The following is a 20,097-nucleotide window of genomic DNA, read 5'->3' as shown; positions in this document are numbered from 1 at the left end:
TCGGCCGGGGAGACCCCAGGTGAACTCCCGTGCAAGAACATTGCTCCGAGTACATTGCACCGTATTGATCCCACCGATTGCTCCGATTAGCGTCGGGCTCATGAGTACTGCGGAACTCGACGGCATCTCCGTCGCTTACGACGACCTCGGCACCGGGTTGCCCGTCGTCCTCGTCCACGGCCATCCCTTCAACCGTTCGATGTGGCGTCCCCAGGCCGAACGCTTCAGCCAGGAGGGCTACCGGGTCATCACGGCGGACCTTCGCGGGTACGGCGAGACCACCCTCCCCTCGCAAAGCAAGAAGACGGGGCTCGACGTCTTCGCCAAGGACATCGCCCGCCTCGCGGATCGCCTCGGCCTCGGGCGCTTCGTGCTCGGCGGCCTCTCCATGGGCGGGCAGATCGTCATGGAGTTCCACCGGACCTATCCCGAGCGCGTCGCCGGGCTCCTGCTCGCCGACACCTCCGCACAGGAGGAGACGGAGGAAGGCAAGCGCGTCCGCAACGAGACCGCGGACCGGGTCCTCGCCGAGGGCATCGGCTGGTACGCCGACGAGGTGCTCACGAAGATGGTCTCCCCGGAGAACGTCCGCGCGATGCCGGACGTGGCGGCGCACGTCTTACAGATGATGCGCACGACTCCACCCGATGGAGCCGCTGCCGCACTAAGAGGACGCGCGGAGCGGCCCGACTACCGGGACAGCCTCACCCAGGTGAAGGTGCCGAGCCTGATCGTCGTCGGGACCGAGGACGAGTTCACCCCGGTCTCGGACGCCGAACTCATGCGCGAGCTGATCCCCGGCTCCACCCTGGCGGTGATCGAAGGCGCCGCGCACATGCCTAACCTGGAGCGCGAGGCCGAGTTCAACACCGTGTTCGCCCAGTTCTTGAAAGAGACAACCTGATGACCCAGAAGACCGTTTTCGTGACCGGTGCCAGCGCCGGGTTCGGCGTCGAGATCGTCCGCCGGTTCGCCGCCGACGGCGCCAAGGTCGTCGCGGCCGCGCGCAGCAAGGACCGGCTCGACAAGCTGGCCGACGAGCTGGGTGACAACGTCCTGCCGGTCGAGCTGGACGTCCGTGACGCCGACGCGGTGGCCGCGCTCCCCGGCGCGCTGCCCGCCGAGTTCGCCGAGGTCGACCTCCTCGTCAACAACGCCGGCCTCGCGAAGGGGCTCGAGCCCGCCCACCGGGCGAAGCTCGACGACTGGGACCAGATGATCGACACGAACATCAAGGGGCTCGCGCACCTCACCCGCGCGTTGCTGCCCGGCATGGTCGAACGCGGCCGCGGGCACGTGATCAACATCGGCTCGGTCGCGGGCACCTACGCGTACCCCGGCGGCAACGCCTACGGCGCGACCAAGGCGTTCGTGCACCAGTTCAGCCTGAACCTGCGCGCGGACCTGCAGGGCACCGGTGTCCGGGTGACCAACGTCGAGCCGGGCCTCGTCGGCGGGACGGAGTTCTCGGTCGTCCGGTTCGAGGGCGACCAGGGCAAGGCCGACAACGTCTACAAGGGCACGACGCCGCTGACGGCCGCCGACGTGGCCGAGTCCGTCTTCTGGGCGGCTTCGCAGCCGGAGCACGTGAACATCAACGTCATCGAGCTGATGCCGGTGGTTCAGAGCTTCTCCGCGCTTCATATCCATCGAGAGCAGTAAGACCGAAGAGGTCGAAGAGCGCCTGCTGTTCCGGGCTCCGCTCGGTCAGCAGGCGCCGCGTCCGCGGGCGGCCGCCGGTGGACGGATACCGCAGGACCGTCTCCCCTATCCCCGCGAGACTGTCCATCAGTTCGCGGACCGACAGGTTCATCCCGGCGCGGTCGGCGTCGCGCCGCATGAGGTGCGTGACCGTCGACGCGAGCACCGTGACCAGCGTGTGGATCGCGATCCGATGCGGGGTCCAGTCCCAGCGCGGGGCCGGGCCCGCGACGGCGGGGCCGGTCAGCCAGCGGAACGTCGAGTCGAGGTGGGTCCGGGCCCGGTACGCGGTGACGACCTCGGACACCGGCCAGTCGTGGTCGGTGACCAGCACCTGTTTGCCGAAGAACTCGTCGTGCAGCCGCGACACGGCGGCGTCGTCGACCTTCCAGGTCAGCCGGATCTCCCCTGGCCTGGTGCCCGCGAGTGAAGGTGAGAGCACCCGTTCGACGCGGCGGCCGCGCGTGATCCGGGCGATTTCGGCGTTCACCTGGCCTCGGTCGCCTCGATAGGTGCCCGAGGCCAGCGCGGCGTCGAGGCCGGCGAGCTCGCGGGTCGCGGTGCCGAGTTCCTCGCCGAACGCGCGGGCCTGCGCGTTGTGCAGGGTTTCCGAATGGGTCAGGATCACGCGCCGCCGCACACCCGCGACCGCGGCTCGGGTGTCGAAGGCGGTCAGCCCCGCGAAGCGCTCCGGGTCGACGGGCTTGCGCGCGGACGCCGGTTTCGCGAGCAGGTCCGGGTGCTCCGAAAGCGGCAACGCGCCGACGAAATGCCGTCCGAGGTCCAGTTGCGCGGCCTGGCCCGCGGTGAAGACCAGCGTGACGTCGTCCGCGGGATACAGCGAGCGCAGGTCGTCGGCGAGCGCGGCGAACGGCGGCGCTCCCTCCCTGGGGTACGCGTGCGACACCAGCGGGATCGCGCCGTCCTTGGTCACGACGAGGCCGAGCCCGGCGAGTTCGCAGCGGCAGGGATCGGCCGTGGTGAAGGTGGCGAACTGCGGGACGTCGACGGCGAGCGCGGCGTTCCCCGTCCCCAGTGAGGAGAGCACCGCGTCGGCGACGGTGGTCTCGATCCGTGCGATGCGCTCCGGCGTGAGGCGTTGCAGCGCCCGCCAGTGGTTCGGCGGGTCGGCTTTCAGGAACTCCCGCGCGACGCTGTCGCGCCACCAGTCGGCCAAGGGCGTTTCCGGCGCTGTCGCCCGGTGCAGGACGGCGAGCGCGAGATGCGTCCCCAGGGTGGTCGCGGCGCGCTGGGCTCCGACGGCGTCGTCGACGCGGCGCACGAAGTCGAGCCGTCGCAGAGTGGCCCACACCGCCGCGACGTCGCCGAAGGTCCTGTGCCGTGCTTCGCCGGGTGCGGAGACGTCGCCGTCCATCGCGCGCCCGATCTCCTCGGCTGTGCCGAGGTAGCGCTGGGAAACCACACGGGGCTCGCCGTCGACCCTGGCGGAGGTGACGAGGTAGTAGTAGGTCCGCCCGCCGACCTTCTTGCCGATCACCGAAGCCACACTTTAGGTAATACACTCCGGACAGGCGATGGGCAACCAGGATCGCGCCCTGACCAGCGGAAACGGTGAGCTTACCCACGTGGGTGACAGGGTGGCGGGATGCGCACTGGCAGCTGGAGCGAGTCCGGCCATAGCGTGCGGGAATGGCATCCCCTGCTGACGCGACCGCCCCCACCACCTCGGCGATGCGCCGTGCGCTCGCCAGGGCCCGCGACGGGAAGACACTCGACCTCATCGAAGCCTCGATCCTGCTCCAAGCGCGGGGCGACGATCTCAAGACGCTGTCCGAGCACGCCTCGCGCGTCCGGGACGCCGGGCTCGTCGCGGCGGGCCGTCCGGGCGTGGTCACCTACAGCCGTTCGGTCTTCATCCCGCTGACCCGGCTGTGCCGGGACCGCTGCGGCTACTGCACGTTCGCGACCGTTCCCGGCCGCGTCGAATCGCCGTTCCTCTCCCCCGACGAAGTCCTCGACATCGCGCGCAAGGGTGCCGCGATGGGGGTCAAGGAAGCGCTCTTCACCCTCGGCGACCGTCCCGAAGACCGCTGGACGGCGGCGAAGGACTGGCTCGACGCGCACGGCTACGACGACACGCTGTCCTACGTCCGGGCGATGGCGATCCGGGTCCTCGAAGAGACCGGTGTGCTGCCGCATCTCAACCCCGGCGTACTGACCTGGCAGGACTTCCAGCGGCTCAAGCCGGTTTCGGCGTCGATGGGCATGATGCTGGAGACGACCGCGAAGCGGCTGTACACCGAGAAGGGCGGCCCTCACTACGGCTCGCCCGACAAGGACCCCGACGTCCGCCTGCGGGTCCTCGAAGACGCCGGCCGCAGCTCGGTGCCGTTCACGACCGGCATCCTGATCGGCATCGGCGAGAACTTCGAGGAGCGCGCCGACTCGCTGTTCGCCATCCGCAAGGTCGCGAAGACCTACGGCGGCATCCAGGAAGTCATCGTGCAGAACTTCCGCGCGAAGCCGGACACGAAGATGCGCGCGACCCCGGACGCCGACCTCGAAGAACTCGCGGCGACCATCGCCGTCGCCCGGCTGGTGCTCGGGCCGAAGATGCGCATCCAGGCTCCGCCGAACCTGATCGGCCAGCAGTACGAGCTGATGCTGAACGCCGGCATCGACGACTGGGGCGGCGTCTCCCCGCTGACCCCGGACCACGTCAACCCCGAACGCGCGTGGCCGCAGATCGACGAGCTCAAGCGCCGCACCGAGGCGCTCGGCTTCACCGTGCGCGAGCGGCTCCCGATTTACCCGGAGTACGTCAAGACCGGCGAGCCGTGGCTGGACCCGCGGATGAACGCGCACCTCGCGCCGCTCACCGACACCGAGACCGGGCTGGCGATCGAAGAGGCGATCCCGGTGGGCATCCCGTGGCAGGAGCCGGACGGCGGCTGGAAGGAGGCCGGGCGCACCGATCTGCACGTCGAGGTCGACACCGTCGGGCGCACCGAGGACCGCCGCAGCGACTTCGACTCGGTCTACGGCGACTGGGCCGAGATCAAGGGCAACATCAAGACCGCGCCGCAGCGGTTCGACACCGACATCCGGGATGCCTTGCGCAGCGCGGAAAAGGACCCCGCCGGGCTGTCGGACGACGAGGCTCTGGCGCTGCTGCACGCCGACGGGCCCGAACTCGACGCCTTCACCAAGATCGCCGACGACCTGCGGCGAGAGGTGAACGGCGACGACGTCACCTTCGTCGTCACGCGGAACATCAACTTCACCAACGTCTGCTACACCGGCTGCCGCTTCTGCGCGTTCGCCCAGCGGCGCACCGACGCCGACGCGTACACGCTTTCGCTGGAGCAGGTCGGTGACCGGGTCGACGAGGCGTGGGCGGCGGGCGCGACCGAGATCTGCATGCAGGGCGGCATCCACCCGGATCTGCCGGGCACCGCGTACTTCGACCTCGCGGCCGAGGTCAAACGGCGTCAGCCGGGCATCCACCTGCACTCCTACAGCCCGATGGAGGTCGTCAACGGCGCTTCGCGGACGAACCTCTCGATCGAGGACTGGCTGGCCCAGGCGAAGGCGTCCGGCGTCGACTCGCTGCCGGGGACGGCCGCGGAGATCCTCGACGACGACGTCCGCTGGGTGCTGACGAAGGGCAAGCTGCCGACGTCGGAGTGGATCAACGTCGTCACCACCGCGCACAAACTCGGCATCACGACGACGTCGACGATGATGTACGGCCACGTCGACACCCCGGCGCACTGGGTCGGGCACCTGAAGCTGCTGGCGAAGTTGCAGCGCGAAGGCCTGGAGCGCAACGGGCGGCGCGGGTTCAGCGAGTTCGTGCTGCTGCCGTTCATCCACCAGAGTTCCCCGATCTACCTCGCCGGGCTGGCCAGGGCGGGTACGACGCTGCGCGAGAACCGCGCGGTGCACGCGCTGTCCCGGCTGCTGCTGCACGGGATGATCGACAACATCCAGAGCTCCTGGGTGAAACTCGGCGAAGAGGGCAGCCGCGCGGTGCTGCGGGGCGGGGTCAACGACATCGGCGGGACGCTGATGGAGGAGACGATCAGCCGGATGGCGGGCGCGGCCAACGGGTCGTACAAGACGATCAGCGACATGCGCGCGATGGTCGAGCCGCTGGGCCGTCCGCTGCGGCAGCGGACCACCGAGTACGGCACGCCGACGGCGGAACGGATCGCGGCGGCCGAGGCGTCCGACGGTGTCGCGACCGCGGTCCGGCGGCCGTTGCTGCCGCTTGTCACCAGCTGACGAAAAGTCCCTGACGGCCCCCTGAACCGCGTACAGGCGCGGGGAAGGGGGCCGTCACGTTCCGTGTGGCACCGCTCACAAGGCGCGGGGGTCGCGGGCGTTTTCTGTGCTAAACCCGAGAATCACTTCCGGGCAGCCGAGAGGACGTCGATGACCGCGAGCGCAGTCCAAGTGGCCGACACCGCCCGCTATCCGCTCTCCGAACCGGGAAGCCCGGCGTGGCGCGAAATCGTTTCCCGGACCCGCGCCGAACTGCGGGAAACGGGTTGCAGCGTCCTGGCCGACTTCATCCGCCCGGAGCTCAGAGACGTCCTCCGCCAGGAAGGCGCGAGGATCGCTCCGGAGGCGTACGCGAAGGTCGAACGCGTCAACGCCTACAACATCGCCATCGACACTCCGTTACCGGAGGACCATCCCGGCCGCACGATCATGGAGCGCGGCAACGCCTTCGTGGCGCGCGACCGGATCCCCGCGAACGCGATCATCCAGCAGCTGTACACGAGTCCCGAGTTCCAGCGGTTCGTCGCCGACTGTTTCGAGCTCCCCGCGCTCCACGAACTCGCCGATCCGCTGTCGGGCCTGGTGCTCAACGTGATCGAACCGGGCCGCTCGCATCCGTGGCATTTCGACACCAACTCCTACACCGTCAGCATGCTCACGCAAGAGGCGGCCGACGGCGGTGCCTTCGAATATTGCCCGAACATCCGCTCCGAAGCGGCGGAAAACTTCGACGACGTCCATGCCGTCCTTTCGGGCGAAGGGAGTCACCTGATCCGACGCCTCACGCTGCGTCCCGGTGATCTTCAGCTGTTTCGCGGACGCTTCGCCCTTCACCGCGTGAGTAGTGTTCAGGGGGCAGTCGCCCGCCATTCCGCGATCTTCGCGTACAGCGAGCGCCCTGGGGTCATCGGCAGTCCGGAGCGGACGAGACAACTGTTCGGCCGGGTCCTGCCGGAACACGTCGCTTCCGCGGCGGTCCGGGGCGATCAGCTGCTCGACTAAGTCAGGAGCTTGGCCGTGCCCTTGGATTCGACCGGCAAGATCAATTTCGACGACATCTACACCGAGCCTGATCCCCGTCCCTTCTTCGGCACCTTGCGCAGACTGGACTACGACATCCCCCAGCAGGCCAAGGCCTACTTCGCGAAACTGATCGACGAGTACCGCTCGGAGCGGGACGTCGAGGTCCCGACCGTGCTCGACCTCGGCTGCTCTTACGGTGTCAACGCCGCGCTGCACAGATGCGACACCTCGATGGAGCGGTTGTACGACCACTACGCGGCCGCCGGGTCGCTGAGCCGGGACGAGCTGATCGCGCGTGATCGCCGGATGGTCGAAAGGCTCGCCGTCAGCGACGAAGTCCGCTTCATCGGTCTCGACGCCTCCGCGCCTGCTCTGGACTACGCGCTCGCTGCGGGCTTCATCGACGAAGCGATCCACGCGGATCTGGAGAACGAAGACCCGACAGAGGCACAGCGCGCGCTGCTGGCCGATGTCGACATCGTCATCTCGACCGGCTGCGTCGGCTACGTCACCGAGAAGACACTCGTCCGGATCGCGCAGGAGAACCGGCCGTGGATGGCGCATTTCGTGCTGCGGATGTTCTCCTACGATCCGGTGGCCGCCGGCCTCGGCGAACTGGACTACGAGACGGCCGGGATCGACGGCGTCTTCCGGCAGCGGAAGTTCGCTTCGGAAGCGGAACAGGCCCAGATCCTGAACAATCTGTCGGTCGCGGGCCTCGACCCGCGTGGGCTGGAGGCCGACGGCCGGCTGTACGCGCGGCTGTTCGTCTCCCGCCCGACCGGCGCGGCCGGCGGGCTCGCCTCCGCGCTGAACGCCCTTCCCCTTCGAGATCAAGGATGATCGTGAGCAGTCCGGAACTGTCCACCCGCACGTTCGGCAACGAGGACGTCCTGCCGCGGGTCCCCGTCCCCAGCCTGGAGGACACCTGCCGCCGGTTCCTCGAGTGGTGCTCGCCGCTGCTCACCCCCGGTGAGCTCGCGGAGACCGAAGGCGCCGTCGCCGAGTTCCTCGCGGCGGGAAGCCCTGCACACGAGCTGCAGAGCGCGCTGGAGGCCTACGACAGCCGCGAAGACGTCCGCAGCTGGCTCGACACCTTCTGGCCGTACCGCTATCTCGGCCGCCGCGACCGGATCGCGCTCAACGCGAACTTCTTCTTCCTGTTCTCCGAGTCCCCGCTGGGGCAGCTGGAGCGAGCGGCCGAACTGGCCGCGTCGGCGGTGGACTACAAGCTGAAACTCGACGAGGAACTCCTGCCGCCGATCGTGCTGCGCGGGCAGCCGCAGTCGATGGTGCAGAACAAGTTCCTGTTCTCGGCGACGCGGATCCCCGGCGCCGTGCAGGACACCGCGCGGACGCCGTACCGCGAGGACTGGCCGGGGCCGTCGAGGGCGCGGCACATCGTGGTCTTCCACCGCGACACCCCGTTCCGGATGGACGTCATCGCGCCGGACGGCCGCCCGTACTCCCCCGACCAGCTGGTCGCGGGGCTGCAGGCGATCGTGAAGTCGGGAACCTTCGTCGAGGATCCGGAGACCGCCGCCGGGCATTTCACCACCAAGGCCAGGGCGGAGTGGGCGGCGACGCGTGAGGCGTTGCTGGCCGCCGGGAACGCGTCCGCGCTCGACGACATCGAGACGGCGTTGTTCTGCCTGTGCCTGGAGGACTTCACCCCGGCGGGCACGCAGGAGGCGTGCGACAAGCTGCTGCACGGCGACAGCGGCAACCGCTGGTTCGACAAGGCCGTCTCGCTGATCGTGTTCGAGGACGGCACGGCGGGGATCAACGTCGAGCACTGCGAACTGGACGGGACCACGATCCTCGGGTTCACCGACGCGCTGCTCAGCGGGACACGGCTGGAGCGGCCGCCCGCCGACGGCGTCCCGGCGTCCGAGGTCATCGAGTTCGTCCTGGGTGACGCGCTCCGCGAAGACGCCCGCGCCGCTGCCGCGTCCTTCGCCGCGTACGCCGACGCGACCGCTACGAAGACGGTGTCCTTCACCGACTTCGGCGCGAAGCGGGCGAAGGAGCTGGGGATGTCCCCCGACGGCTTCGCGCAGATGGCGTATCAGCTCGCGCACAAGCGCGCGAAGGGGATCACCGGAGCGACGTACGAGTCGATCGCGACACGGCAGTACCAGAACGGGCGCACCGAAGCGATGCGGGTGGTGACGCCCGAGGTGCTGTGGTTCGTCCAGGTGATGGAGGATCCGGAGGCCGACCGGCAGACGCGTCAGGCGGCTTTCCGCGCGGCGGCCGCGAAGCACGTCACGCGGGCGAAGGAGTGCCAGGCGGGCGACGCACCGGAGCAGCACCTGTGGGAGCTGCAGCTGATCCAGAAGCGGCGCGGCGTCGAGGACTCCCCGTCGCTGTACTCGTCGCCGGGCTGGCTGAAGATGCGCAACGACTACCTGAGCACCAGCTCGGCGCCGTCGGTGAACATCCGGTACTTCGGTTTCGGGTCGACCAGCCCGCAGTGCATCGGGATCGCGTACGTGCTGCTACCGGACAGCCTCAACATCTACCTGTGCACGCCGAAGCACGTGGCGCACGAGATGGAGCTGTTCGCGTCGGAACTCGCCACGGCCGTAACCGAGTTGCAGGAGCTGCTGGCCTGAGGCGTGACTCGCGTGCTTGAAAGCGGAACTCGCGTGCCTGGAGGCCGCACTCGGATGTGCGGCGTCTGAGCACGCGAGTTCCGTCTCCGAGCACGCGAGTGCGGCCTTCAGGCACACCCGCGCGGGTCGATAGGATCCGCTGGTGCTGGGGAAAGCGATCTTGATGGTGGCCGGGACGGCGCTGGTGGTGACGGGGTGCAGTACGCCTCCGCCGCCGCCACCGCGGCCGATCCCGACCATCCACACACCGGAGCCGGGGACGGTCGAACCGGCGGGTTGCCTCGGCACCGGGGTGACGGTGAAGTCCGGGCCGGTCGAGGTCGCGCTCGGGCACCGCGCGGTCGTGCTGACCTTGACCAACTGCGGCACGGCACCGCGCACGCTCACCGGCTATCCCGAAGTCCGCTTGCTGGACAAGGAAAAACGGCCGATGACCGTCGAGGTCGAGCACGGGTCGTCGTATATGGCGATCGATCCGGGGGTCAGCCCGCAGACGGTCCAGCCCGGCGGGACACTGCTGTCGGTGATCTCGTGGTCGAACACCGTCACCGCCGGTTCGCCGGAAGCGGGCGCCTATGTGACCGTCTCGGCCGCCAAGGGTGACCCGGAGCAGCGGATCGCGGTCGACACCGACCTCGGGACCACCGGCAAGCTGACGCTGACGGCCTGGAACGCCGCACTCAAGCACTAGCCGATCAGGAGCCCCTCGAAGAAGTCCGGCGCCGACACGATCACGAATCCCAGCAGTCCCATCGGCACCGCGGCAAGAGCGACCTTGGCGGCTTGCCGGGGCGAGCGGATTCCCCGCCAGGCGACGAACACGATGGCGATCACCGTCGCGACCAGCAAGGTTTCGACACCGAAGCGGTCGGACCGCCGGACGAGGTCGGCGACCAGCAGACCCAGGACGGCCGCGGTGGCCACGGTGCCGCGGCGATCCGTCCGGCCCAAGGCCTCGAACAGAAACCCGGCGACGACACCGCCGGCGACCGCCAGCCCGCACCACAACACGAGCTTCGACAGGTCGATCGTGTAGGGCATGCCCGCGTACTTGATGCTGTACATCACCGCTTTGCCCACGTAGAACGCGAGAACGGCCGCCACCAGCGCGCACACCGCCCGGACCACCGCCCGCCGCCGGGGCAGTCCGGGGACGACCGCGACGATCAGCACGATCCAGATGGTGAAGCTGTGCGCCAGCGGCCGCAACGCCTCGCTGTAGTAGGCGTAGGCACCGAGCGCGCCGGAAGCGGCACCGGCCACGAACGCCACCACATCAGGGAATCTGAAGTAGTCAGACGGGCGCTTCCCCACTTCGACCGGCATTTGTCCCCCTCGCTGATCACCGTAAGTCTTCCACGGGTGCCACCAGGGTGAGCCCACGCGGCTCGTAACCGTCGAAGTACGGCATCGGGACGTGCGTGAGGATCAGGAACAGAGTGGTCAGGACGGCCACCTGCGGGAGCTTCAGTTCGCGGCGGCCGAGCCAGAGCCACAGCACGACCACGAAGTTGGTCACCAGCAGGAATCCCCAGCGGGCGTCGTCCCAGCCGCCGAACGCCAGCAGCGTCGGTGCCGCGATCGCGGCGACGGGGATCACCGCGGTGAACGAAGGCTTGTGCAGGTAGAGGAACCCCGCGACCACCACGATCGCGATCGGCAGCAGGTACAGCAGCACACCGGTGATCGAGTACAGCCGCCAGCTCTCGGCCTGGGTGCGCCCGAAGAGGTTCAGCGCGTCGACCCGGTACTTGAAGTCCGTTGTGGACAGTGATCGCCGGAGAGCGTCGACGGTGCCGGGAGCGGCAGGCGGCAGTGCGAGGATCGTCAGGCCGAGCACCACGGCCGGGGCGAGCAGCGCGCAGGCGCGCCGGAACGGGACCTTCCGCAGCAGGGCGAAACCGAACACCGGAAGCACGGTGAGCAGTGCGATTTCGTGCACCGTCACCGAAAGCGCCATCATCGCGCTCGCGAGCACCGGCCGGTTCCGGTGCACTGCCCACAACGCGCCGAGCAGCAGGAGATACAGCGTCTGGTCGAGGTAGCCGACCTCGTGGAACAGATAGCCGCCGGTCGGCAGCAGGAGCCACGCGACGATCAGCAGCCGCCGGCTTTCGGTGCGGCTGCGGAAGAACGCGAGTGCCACGGCCGCCAGCACCGCGCCGAGGACGACGAAGCTCGCGACCGCGAGGACCAGGTAGCCGTGCCCGAACGGTTTCAGGAGTGTGCCCACGAGGAACCGGCGATGGAAACCGTCGGTCAGGGAAACGGCCTGCAGGGTCGCCGCCCACTCCCCCGGCAGCCGGAACCCGGTGTATCCCGCGACGAGGACGGCGATCCCGAACAGCGCGATGAGGCTCCGTCTTCGCGGAGTCTTCCCGAGAACGGGAGCGGGTTCCCGTTCGAGCAAGGTGGTCATGACGCCAAGCTAGGAACGGATCATGCAGCTCCCGTGACTGTCTCGCGACAGTCCCGCCACAGCTTCGTTACATAGTTGTCGAAGTGAGGAACGCTTGGTCCGCCCCGTCGGCGACGAACGCGGTCCGCGCCTTGCCGTTCGCGGGCAGCTCGCAGGAAAGCCACTTCACCCCGGACGGGACGAGTCCCTTCAAGGACTCGGGCACCGCCGGGGAACCCGCATGGCACTCGTGGTCGTCCAGCACCTTCGCGGCGGCGTCGCCACGCAGCCGTACCACCGCGGACAGCCGGTAATCGGTCGGCCCTGGCGCCGCGGCACGGCCTTCCGGAGCGCCCATCTTCTCTTCGACCCAGGACGCCTCGACGATCTCGCCGACTTCCGGGAACGTCTCGGCGACCGGCCCCGGATCGGTGTGGACGGCCGCTTCTTCCGGCGGTGCCGGGTCACAGGCCGCGAGCAGCAGGACCGCGGCCGTGATCACCGTCGTCTTCCCCATGGTGCGCATGGGGACATCTTGGCTCAGGCGGTGAGCTTCAGGATGTCGATTCCGCGAGTGTTGTCGGCGACGTAGACGTAACCCTTGTGCCAGTAGGGCGCCCACGCGGCGGCGTCCGCCGGGCGGAAGTAGGCGATCTGCTTCGGGTCGGTCGGGTCGCTGACGTCGAGGAACCGCGTGCCCTGCGCGTAGAACGACTGCACGAGGACCTTGCCGCGAACGTCGAAGTAGTGCGCGGAGCAGTCACCCGTCGTCGGGTCGCTGCCTTCCTGCCCGGCGACGCTCCAGGTGCCGACGGACTTGAGGCGGAACGGCTTCTCCGACGTCGAACGCCAGCCTTCGCCGTCGTACGAGTTCTGTAGCGACGAAATCGTCAGCACACCGTCACCGGCGCAGCCGTCGAGGAAGCTCTCTTCGGTGGCGTAGATGAGGTCGCGGCCGTGCCAGCGGTTCGAGTCCGCGCCGTCGGCCGAACGGTGTCCCGCTGGGTGGAAGCTGTTGTGCATGAACTTCGACGGCGCCGCCGTCTCCTCGATCCCGCCGCCCGCGTAAGGGATCGGCTGGAACGCGGTCGCCCGGCGGACCTTGCCCTGCACGGGATCGCGGTGATACCCGCTGGTCCAGTAGCCGCGGACACCGCCGCGCCCGGACACCCACGCCACGCCTTCGTCGTCGACCTGGACGTCGTGCACGTAGTCGGTCTTGCCGTCGTTGCGCGCGAGTTCGATCGGATCCGGCGCCGTCTTGGGGTTGCGCGGATCGCGGATGTCGGTCACCCAGATCGGGCGGCCACCCCAGTCCGCGGGCTGGTTCGCGGCCTTCGCCGGGCCGCCGGTCCAGAGGTACCGGCAGTCGTCGACGCAGCTGGTCGTGTGACCGGCGGGCACCTTGGTGTAGCTCAGGATGGCCGGTTTTTCCGGGTTCTTCAGGTCGATGATGTAGATGCCGGACTCGCCGGTCTTCGTGGTGCCGCCGAAGGCCCGCGGGTCCCTCGCGAGGAAGACGAGCTTGCGCTTGACGTCGACCTCGGTGTCCTCGGTCTCCCACAGTCCCGGCAGGCTGACCTCGCCGATCAGCTTCGGCGCCGCGGGGTTCTTCGTCAGGTCGTAGACCTTCAGGCCGAATTCGCCGGAAACCGCCATGACGTCGCGGTGGCCGTACTGCAGGAAGCCCATGGCGATGGCGCCTTGCGCGTCGGGCACGTTGCCCACGGCCTTGACGTTCTTCACCGCGCCGGGTGCCCCCGCGACCCGGACCTTCTCACTCGCCGGCTTGTCCTCCTCGCCGCAGGCGGCGGCGGGCAGGCCGGTGGCGATCAGGGTCGCGGTGACCGTGGCGATCGCCAGGCACGAACGGAGCAACCAGTTTCCTCGCACAGAAACCTCCCAGGCCGGTTCCTCATCCTATGATCACCACTTTGCTCGCACACTATGATCATCACTTTGCCCGCACAACCGCCATTGGTCGGGGCGGGACTGCTATGACATGACCATGCGCTTGCGTCTTCTGGCCCCGTTCCTCGTCGCCGCCCTGGTCGCCGCGGGCTGCACGGAATCCGGCGAACCGCCCGCACCGGACGTTCTTCGCGTGGGACTGCCGGTACCGGTCTCCACCAACCCGGCGGACGCCCGCGATCAGGCGGGCAGGCTCGTCACGAGCGCACTGTGGACGCCGCTGGCGGACTATGACCCGGTGACCGGGAAGGCGACACCGCGCGCGGCCGAGTCGATCGGCAGCACCGACCGCACGACGTGGACGGTCAAGCTGAAGGACGGCGGGCAGTTCCACGACGGCACCCCGGTCACCGCGCAGTCCTATGTGGACACCTGGAAGGTAGTGGCGGGGGAAAGCTGGGCGGGCTCGAAGGTACTGAAGGATCTGGTGCGGGCCAAGGAGATCACCGCGCCGGACCCGCTGACGATCCGGCTCGTCCTCGACCGGCCGTCCGGGCAGATCCCCGCCCTGCTCTCCTCCCCCGCGCTGGTCCCGCTGCCCGCTTCGGCCTTGGCCTCACGTGACTGGATCCGGTTCTTCGCCCAGCCCGTCGGCAACGGGCCGTTCCGCATGGACGGCGGCTGGCAGCCCACGGGCGCCAAGCTGGTCCGGGTCGCGGACGCGCCGGGTAAAGCGCGCGTGATCGAACTGAAGACCGGCGACGCGACGGCGCTGTACGACGCCGTCAAGTCCGGGAAGCTCGATCTGTCCACCGTGGTCCCCGGTGAGCGGCACGAAGCGATGCACGCCGATTTCGCGCAGCGGCACGTGATGTGGGCGCTCCCGAACGTCTCCTACCTCGGTTTCCCGTTGACCGCGCCACAGTTCTCCGAAGCCACCGTCCGGCACGGTTTCGCACTCGGCGTCGATCGCGCCGCACTGGAGGCCGGTGTCCTGGACAAGCAGGTGGACCCGGCGAAGTCCCTGCTGCCGCCCGCCGTCGCCCCCGGTGAACGCAGCAGTACCTGCCGCCCGTGCACGTTCGACGCCGGGGCGGGGAAGGCCCTGTTGACCCAGGCGGAGTTCCCCGCCGCTCCCGTCCACTTCGGACAGTTCCAGCCCCGCTGGCTGCGCCCGCTGGCGGAGCAGGTCACCAAGGCGGCCGGAGTCCCGCTCTCCCCGGATCCCGGCGAAGGCCCGTTCGCGATCGACGTGGACCTCGTGACGCCGAGCCCGCAGGAGGTGCTGGCCAAGATCGTCGAGCTCACCGGTTACACCAGTGACGGGTTCGCCGACCTGCTGAAATCGGCCGAGGAGACCGAATCCGCCGACAGCGGCGAGGTCTACCGTCTGGCGGAGAACCAGCTGCTGCGGGATCTGCCGGTCGCGCCACTGTGGTCCGGGCACGGGCACGCAGTCTGGGCGGAGCGGGTGGGCGAGGTGAAGGCGACGACGTTCGGGAGCGTCGATCTCTCAGCGGTGACCCTCCGGTAGCCCGAGCGTGCACTCGCCCGCGACGACGTCGATGAAGGCCGAGGTCAGCGGGTCGGGCGCGCTCCGGCAGTAGGCGGCCAGTGTGCGCCGGATCGCCGGTTCGGGCCGCAGGACCCGGCCGTGGAAGCCTTCGGGCAGCACGTTCGCCGGGACCAGCGCGGGACCGAGGCCCGCCGCCGCGAGCACCGGGGCCGCCGCGGTCTGTTCGGTCCGGACCGCGGCCCTCGGCTGGAATCCCGCCGCGGCGCAGGCCTGGTCGACGAGATCGGCGAGCCCGTTGCCCGGCGCGTAGTGCACCCACGCGCAGTCGGCGAGGGTCGCGAGGTCGACGACGCCGGTGCCGTCGTCTTCGCGGGGCCCGTCGATCGGCAGGACGACGACGAACTCCTCGGTGCCGAGTTCGCGGACCGGCCCGTCCCAGCCCGGCGGGACCGGGCCGACCGCGACATCGGCCTCACCCGACGCCATGGCGTCGCGGAGTTCGTCCGCGTGCCGGAACTCCACCAGCCGGACGTCGACCTCCGGCCGCTCCCGGCGCCACACCCGCAACGCGGCGGGCAGGACACCGAGACCGACCGAGTAGACCGTGGCGATCTGCAGTTCCCCGGCTTCCAGCCCGGACGCCTGCCGGGCCGCGCACCGCGCGCGTTCGGCGTCGGCGAGGGTGGCGCGGGCGTGCGGCAGCATGGCGCGCCCCATCGGCGTGAGGCGGACGGTGCGCGGCAGGCGTTCGAGCAGCGGCCCGCCGACCCCCTTCTCCAGCGCGCGCACCTGATGCGACAGCGCGGGCTGCGTCACGTGCAGCAACTCCGCCGCCCTGGTGAAGGAGCCGGTGTCGACGACGGTCACCAGGTATTCGAGCTGCCGCAGGCTGGTCATGAAGAGAGTTTATCGGAGCGGTGATATCTATGCCTTGGACTTATCTCGGCGCCGGGTCCAAGCTCGGTGACATGAACGAAGAACGCAAGGTCGCCCTGGTCGCCGGGGCCAACGGGGTCATCGGCAAGAACCTGATCGAACACCTGGAAGCCCAGCCCGGCTGGCGGGTCATCGGCCTGTCGCGGCGCGGCGGCCCCGGCCAGATCGCCGTCGACCTGCTCGACGCGGACGACACCCGCGCGAAGCTCGGCGGCCTGGACGACGTCACGCACGTGTTCTACGCGGCCTATGTCGACAAGCCGACCTGGGCCGAACTGGTCCCGCCGAACCTGGCGATGCTGACCAACCTGGTCGACGCGATCGAGCCCGCCGCGCCCGGCCTGCGCCACGTCAGCCTCATGCAGGGTTACAAGGTCTACGGCGCCCACCTCGGCCCGTTCAAGACCCCGGCACGCGAGGACGACGCCGGGCACATGCCGCCCGAGTTCAATGTGGACCAGCAGCAGTTCCTGGAGCGGCGGCAGGCGGGCAAGAGCTGGACCTGGTCGGCGATCCGGCCGTCGGTGGTCGGCGGCACGGCGCTCGGCAACCCGATGAACCTCGCGCTGGCCATCGCCGTCTACGCCTCGATCTCGAAGGAACTCGGCCTGCCGCTGCGCTTCCCCGGCAAACCCGGCGCGTACGACAGCCTCCTGGAGATGACGGACGCCGGACTGCTGGCGAAGGCCACCGTCTGGGCCGCCGGCTCGGAGAACGAGGCGTACAACATCGCGAACGGCGACCTGTTCCGCTGGAGCGAACTCTGGCCGAAGATCGCCGCGTACTTCGACCTGGAGGTGGCGCCCCCGCTGCCGATGTCGCTGGACGTCGTCATGGCGGACAAGGAAGAACTCTGGACCTCGATTTCCGCCAAGTACGGCCTCGAGGTGCCGTACAGCGCCGTCTCGTCTTCGTGGGGCTTCGCGGATTTCGTGTTCAGCTGGGATTACGACATGTTCGCGGACGGGTCCAAGGCGCGGCGGGCCGGTTTCCACGAGTACGTCGAGACGTCGTCGATGCTCTTCCGGCTGTTCGACGAGTTCAAGAAGGCGAAGGTGATCCCGTGACTTCGGGGGGCCGGCTGCGCGAGAGCGTGACTCGCGTGACCGGGCTTGGGGCAGTCGCCCGCTAGCCTCGCCCGATGTACGGCATCGCGGTCGCCGTGACGGTCAGGAACTGCACGTTCGCCTCCAGCGGCAGCCCGGCCATGTACAGCACGGCGTCCGCGACGTGGCGGGCGTCGAAGGTCGGCTCCGCCTTGACGCTGCCGTCGGCCTGCGGGATGCCGTCCGCCATCCGCAGCGTCATCTCGGTGGCGGCGTTGCCGATGTCGATCTGTCCACAAGCGACGTTCCAGGCCCGGCCGTCGAGGGAGATCGACTTCGTCAGCCCGGTGACCGCGTGTTTCGTCGCGGTGTAGGCGACGGACGCGGGACGCGGGGCGTGCGCGGAGATCGAGCCGTTGTTGACGATCCGGCCGCCGCGCGGATCCTGCGCCTTCATCAGCCGCACGGCCTGCTGCGCGCACAGGAACATCCCGGTCAGATTGGTGTCGACGGCGCGTTTCCAGTCCGCGAAGGACAGTTCGTCGACGGTCCCGCCCACGGACACGCCCGCGTTGTTCACCAGGAGATCCAGCCGTCCCCACTCCGCGCGCACCGTCTCGAACAACGCGGCGACGGAATCGGGATCGGCGACGTCGGCAGGCACGGGAAGCGCTTTCGCGTCCCCGCCCGCGGTCTCGGCCAGCGCCTCCGCGCGGCGGCCCGCGAGCGCGACCCGGTAACCGGCGCCGAGTAACGCGCGGGAGATCTCCCGGCCGAGCCCCGAACCCGCACCCGTGACGATCGCGGTCCTGCCGTTGTCCATCGATCCTCCTCGCAGACCGTGCCGGACCGATCCGGCTCGGTGATTTTTTTCCGATTACCCGCGTCCGTTCAGGCTAGCGCGCCGTCGCCGGGGCAAAACGTTCACCCGGCGGCCGTCGCGCCTTAAGGAAAACCGGTAACCCCTTCACCACACCGAGGCGATTCACCGGATGTGCCCAGGGGGAATTCACACCGTTCACTCCGACGCGGGAGCGCGGAACGGTGAAGAAGAATCCACGCTTCCAGCTGGTCCAAACCGGTGACCAGACCATCCGATGGCGGCTGCTCGGCGGAAACAACGTGTCGCTGGGTTCGGCCCCCGACGACTATCCGCGAGCCGAGGAATGCCTTGTCGCGATCGCCTGGCTCAGCACGAACATCACCGAGCTGACCAGCGATTTCAGTCATCTCAGCGGGGGTCGCTGGCGGTGGCGCCTGCATACGGAAGACCGCATCGTCGCGATCGCCACTCATGCGTACGGACGGCGTATCGAGGCCCAGCGCGGACTCGACCGCTTCCGGTCGGCCACCACCGAGGCGGCCATCGGAGAAGGGATCGAAACCATCGCCGACTGGCGGCGGAAATACCGTCGCGATTCCGGCGGACATTCACCGAATCGTTCTCCGTGACGGCTGATCACGGAAAGTGCGTTCCCCGGAGATTAACCACCATGACGTCGGGCGGGAACGCGAAGCACCGTAACCGGACAGTGTTGCGGAGCGAGGATTGTGCCAAGTCACGGAATCCCGTGACGACTTGGGGACTAGAGAAAGAGTGCAAACAAGATGCGTGCTCGTACCACTCGGTTTCTCGGCGCCACCGCGATCGCCGCGTGTGCCTGCCTCACCCTGACCGGCACCGCCTCGGCGGTCGCCCCGGCCAACGGCCTCTCCGAGGTCATCGCCGCGGCGGGCTCGGACACCACCGTCGACATCACCGGCGCGATCCTGGCCAACGCGAACAGCGGCGCCTGGAACAGCGACCCCGACAACTACGTCAACGTGCCGCCGGTGCTCGCCGCGGGCCAGACGTTCACCGTCCCGGCCGACCCGTTCGCCGACCAGGTCGTCTACAGCGCGAGCAACCCGGCCCCGAACGGTTCGTCGCAGGGCAAGGCCGCGCTGAAGGCCTCGGCCGAAGCGGGCGACGGCAAGATCGACATCGCGCGGTCGTCCTCGGCCCGCGGCTCGTCGGACCCGTCCACCTTCGAGTTCTTCGCCTTCGCCACCGACGGCGTCACCTGGTCGTCCTCGGCCACCGGTTCCGGTGCGGGCCTGACCCTGACGCTGGCGCAGCTGCGCGGCATCTACGACGGTTCCATCACCAACTGGAACCAGGTCGGCGGCGCCAACTCCCCCATCGCGGTCTACCTGCCGCAGACCGGTTCCGGCACGCTGAGCTTCTTCACCGGCACCGTCCTCGGCTTCGACCCGACCACGAAGCCGGTCACCATCAAGCGGTTCCAGGAGCACGACGGCAACTCCATCCCGGCCGCCGACCGCGCCAAGGCCATCGCGCCGTTCTCCATCGCGCAGTGGATCGCGCAGGGCAACGCGGTGACCGCCGACAAGCGCGCGGGCTTCACCGTCAACCCGCTGACCGGTGCCGGCTTCAACGGCTCCCCGGTCGCCGGTTCCGCCGGTAACTACACCCCGGCCTTCACCACGGCGTTCCTGGGCGCGCGCAGCGTCTACAACGTCGTCGACTCCCGCACCCCCAGCTACGACCAGGCCAAGCGCGCCGTCGGCTTCGACGCCGGTGACTCGGCTTCGACCGCCAGCCCGCTCTGCGGTGGCCAGCTCGCCACCACGATCAAGCGGTACGGCTTCCTGACCGTGTCGGGCCCGAACGGCCTGTCCTGCGTCAAGTCCTGAAGT

General features: G+C 69.1%; 18 protein-coding genes. 11 read left to right on the top strand and 7 right to left on the bottom strand.

Annotation, left to right across the window (positions count from 1 at the left end; all coding sequences use genetic code 11):
- The first annotated feature begins 100 nt into the window (after positions 1-100).
- Positions 101-904, top strand: coding sequence for an alpha/beta fold hydrolase (locus AMYAL_RS0127335; protein ID WP_020634459.1), 804 nt, complete (start codon positions 101-103; stop codon positions 902-904).
- The gene (locus AMYAL_RS0127330; protein WP_020634458.1) at positions 904-1,662 is read left to right on the top strand and encodes an SDR family oxidoreductase; all 759 of its coding nucleotides are present in this window, start codon (positions 904-906) and stop codon (positions 1,660-1,662) included. Before AMYAL_RS0127335 ends, AMYAL_RS0127330 begins: the two co-directional genes overlap by 1 nt.
- On the opposite strand, the gene AMYAL_RS0127325 is transcribed toward AMYAL_RS0127330, so the two are convergent.
- Positions 1,601-3,208, bottom strand: a complete 1,608-nt coding sequence (locus AMYAL_RS0127325) for an IS1634 family transposase (RefSeq protein ID WP_020634457.1) — start codon at positions 3,206-3,208, stop codon at positions 1,601-1,603. The genes AMYAL_RS0127330 and AMYAL_RS0127325 overlap by 62 nt on opposite strands.
- 185 nt (positions 3,209-3,393) lie before the next feature.
- On the opposite strand from AMYAL_RS0127325, the gene AMYAL_RS0127320 reads away from it, so the two are divergent.
- The 5 genes from AMYAL_RS0127320 (at position 3,394) to AMYAL_RS0127300 (ending at position 10,281) form a co-directional block, all read left to right on the top strand.
- Entirely contained in the window at positions 3,394-5,949 is a 2,556-nt protein-coding gene (locus AMYAL_RS0127320; protein ID WP_020634456.1) for a bifunctional FO biosynthesis protein CofGH, read from the top strand.
- Between the two features lie 150 nt (positions 5,950-6,099).
- Positions 6,100-6,951: a HalD/BesD family halogenase gene (locus tag AMYAL_RS0127315; RefSeq protein ID WP_020634455.1), complete on the top strand. Its 852-nt coding sequence runs from the start codon at positions 6,100-6,102 to the stop codon at positions 6,949-6,951.
- Positions 6,952-6,972: 21 nt separating this feature from the next.
- Complete coding sequence (locus AMYAL_RS0127310; RefSeq protein ID WP_020634454.1) at positions 6,973-7,815, top strand: class I SAM-dependent methyltransferase; 843 nt, start codon at positions 6,973-6,975, stop codon at positions 7,813-7,815.
- A complete protein-coding gene (locus tag AMYAL_RS0127305; RefSeq protein WP_020634453.1) occupies positions 7,812-9,590 on the top strand; it encodes a choline/carnitine O-acyltransferase in 1,779 nt (592 codons plus the stop codon). Before AMYAL_RS0127310 ends, AMYAL_RS0127305 begins: the two co-directional genes overlap by 4 nt.
- Before the next feature lie 142 nt (positions 9,591-9,732).
- Positions 9,733-10,281 (top strand): DUF4232 domain-containing protein, encoded by a 549-nt coding sequence (locus AMYAL_RS0127300; protein WP_143267839.1) that lies wholly within the window; start codon positions 9,733-9,735, stop codon positions 10,279-10,281.
- Here the strand turns inward: AMYAL_RS0127300 and AMYAL_RS0127295 are convergent.
- From AMYAL_RS0127295 to AMYAL_RS0127280, 4 genes are all read right to left on the bottom strand, one after another.
- Positions 10,278-10,865 carry a DUF6518 family protein gene (locus AMYAL_RS0127295; protein ID WP_143267840.1) on the bottom strand — a complete coding sequence of 196 codons (588 nt, stop codon included), beginning with the start codon at positions 10,863-10,865 and terminating at the stop codon, positions 10,278-10,280. The two genes, AMYAL_RS0127300 and AMYAL_RS0127295, sit on opposite strands and share 4 nt — an antisense overlap.
- A gap of 67 nt (positions 10,866-10,932) precedes the next feature.
- The gene (locus AMYAL_RS0127290; RefSeq protein ID WP_020634450.1) at positions 10,933-12,009 is read right to left on the bottom strand and encodes a hypothetical protein; all 1,077 of its coding nucleotides are present in this window, start codon (positions 12,007-12,009) and stop codon (positions 10,933-10,935) included.
- A 67-nt stretch (positions 12,010-12,076) separates the two neighbouring features.
- Entirely contained in the window at positions 12,077-12,514 is a 438-nt protein-coding gene (locus AMYAL_RS0127285; RefSeq protein ID WP_020634449.1) for a hypothetical protein, read from the bottom strand.
- Between the two features lie 14 nt (positions 12,515-12,528).
- Complete coding sequence (locus tag AMYAL_RS0127280) at positions 12,529-13,866, bottom strand: LVIVD repeat-containing protein (RefSeq protein ID WP_020634448.1); 1,338 nt, start codon at positions 13,864-13,866, stop codon at positions 12,529-12,531.
- Positions 13,867-13,990: 124 nt separating this feature from the next.
- Here AMYAL_RS0127280 and AMYAL_RS0127275 point away from each other — a divergent pair, with 124 nt between their 5' ends.
- Positions 13,991-15,433, top strand: coding sequence for a peptide ABC transporter substrate-binding protein (locus tag AMYAL_RS0127275; protein ID WP_084702159.1), 1,443 nt, complete (start codon positions 13,991-13,993; stop codon positions 15,431-15,433).
- Here AMYAL_RS0127275 and AMYAL_RS0127270 read toward each other — a convergent pair.
- Positions 15,413-16,312, bottom strand: coding sequence for a LysR family transcriptional regulator (locus AMYAL_RS0127270; RefSeq protein ID WP_020634446.1), 900 nt, complete (start codon positions 16,310-16,312; stop codon positions 15,413-15,415). The two genes, AMYAL_RS0127275 and AMYAL_RS0127270, sit on opposite strands and share 21 nt — an antisense overlap.
- 71 nt (positions 16,313-16,383) lie before the next feature.
- On the opposite strand from AMYAL_RS0127270, the gene AMYAL_RS0127265 reads away from it, so the two are divergent.
- On the top strand, positions 16,384-17,418 hold the full coding sequence (locus AMYAL_RS0127265; protein ID WP_026467497.1) for an SDR family oxidoreductase: 1,035 nt from the start codon (positions 16,384-16,386) through the stop codon (positions 17,416-17,418).
- 61 nt (positions 17,419-17,479) lie between these two features.
- Here AMYAL_RS0127265 and AMYAL_RS0127260 read toward each other — a convergent pair whose 3' ends face one another.
- Positions 17,480-18,220 (bottom strand): SDR family oxidoreductase, encoded by a 741-nt coding sequence (locus AMYAL_RS0127260; RefSeq protein ID WP_020634444.1) that lies wholly within the window; start codon positions 18,218-18,220, stop codon positions 17,480-17,482.
- Positions 18,221-18,441: 221 nt separating this feature from the next.
- On the opposite strand from AMYAL_RS0127260, the gene AMYAL_RS0127255 reads away from it, so the two are divergent.
- Both AMYAL_RS0127255 and AMYAL_RS0127250 read left to right on the top strand, forming a co-directional pair.
- Positions 18,442-18,849 carry a YegP family protein gene (locus AMYAL_RS0127255; protein ID WP_020634443.1) on the top strand — a complete coding sequence of 136 codons (408 nt, stop codon included), beginning with the start codon at positions 18,442-18,444 and terminating at the stop codon, positions 18,847-18,849.
- Positions 18,850-19,005: 156 nt separating this feature from the next.
- Positions 19,006-20,094, top strand: coding sequence for a substrate-binding domain-containing protein (locus AMYAL_RS0127250; protein ID WP_020634442.1), 1,089 nt, complete (start codon positions 19,006-19,008; stop codon positions 20,092-20,094).
- The last annotated feature ends 3 nt before the right edge of the window (positions 20,095-20,097 follow it).

The organism is Amycolatopsis alba DSM 44262 (assembly GCF_000384215.1).
Taxonomy (GTDB): domain Bacteria; phylum Actinomycetota; class Actinomycetes; order Mycobacteriales; family Pseudonocardiaceae; genus Amycolatopsis; species Amycolatopsis alba.
The sequence above is the reverse complement of the archived record's forward strand: the minus strand, read 5'-3'. Positions and strand labels throughout refer to the sequence as shown.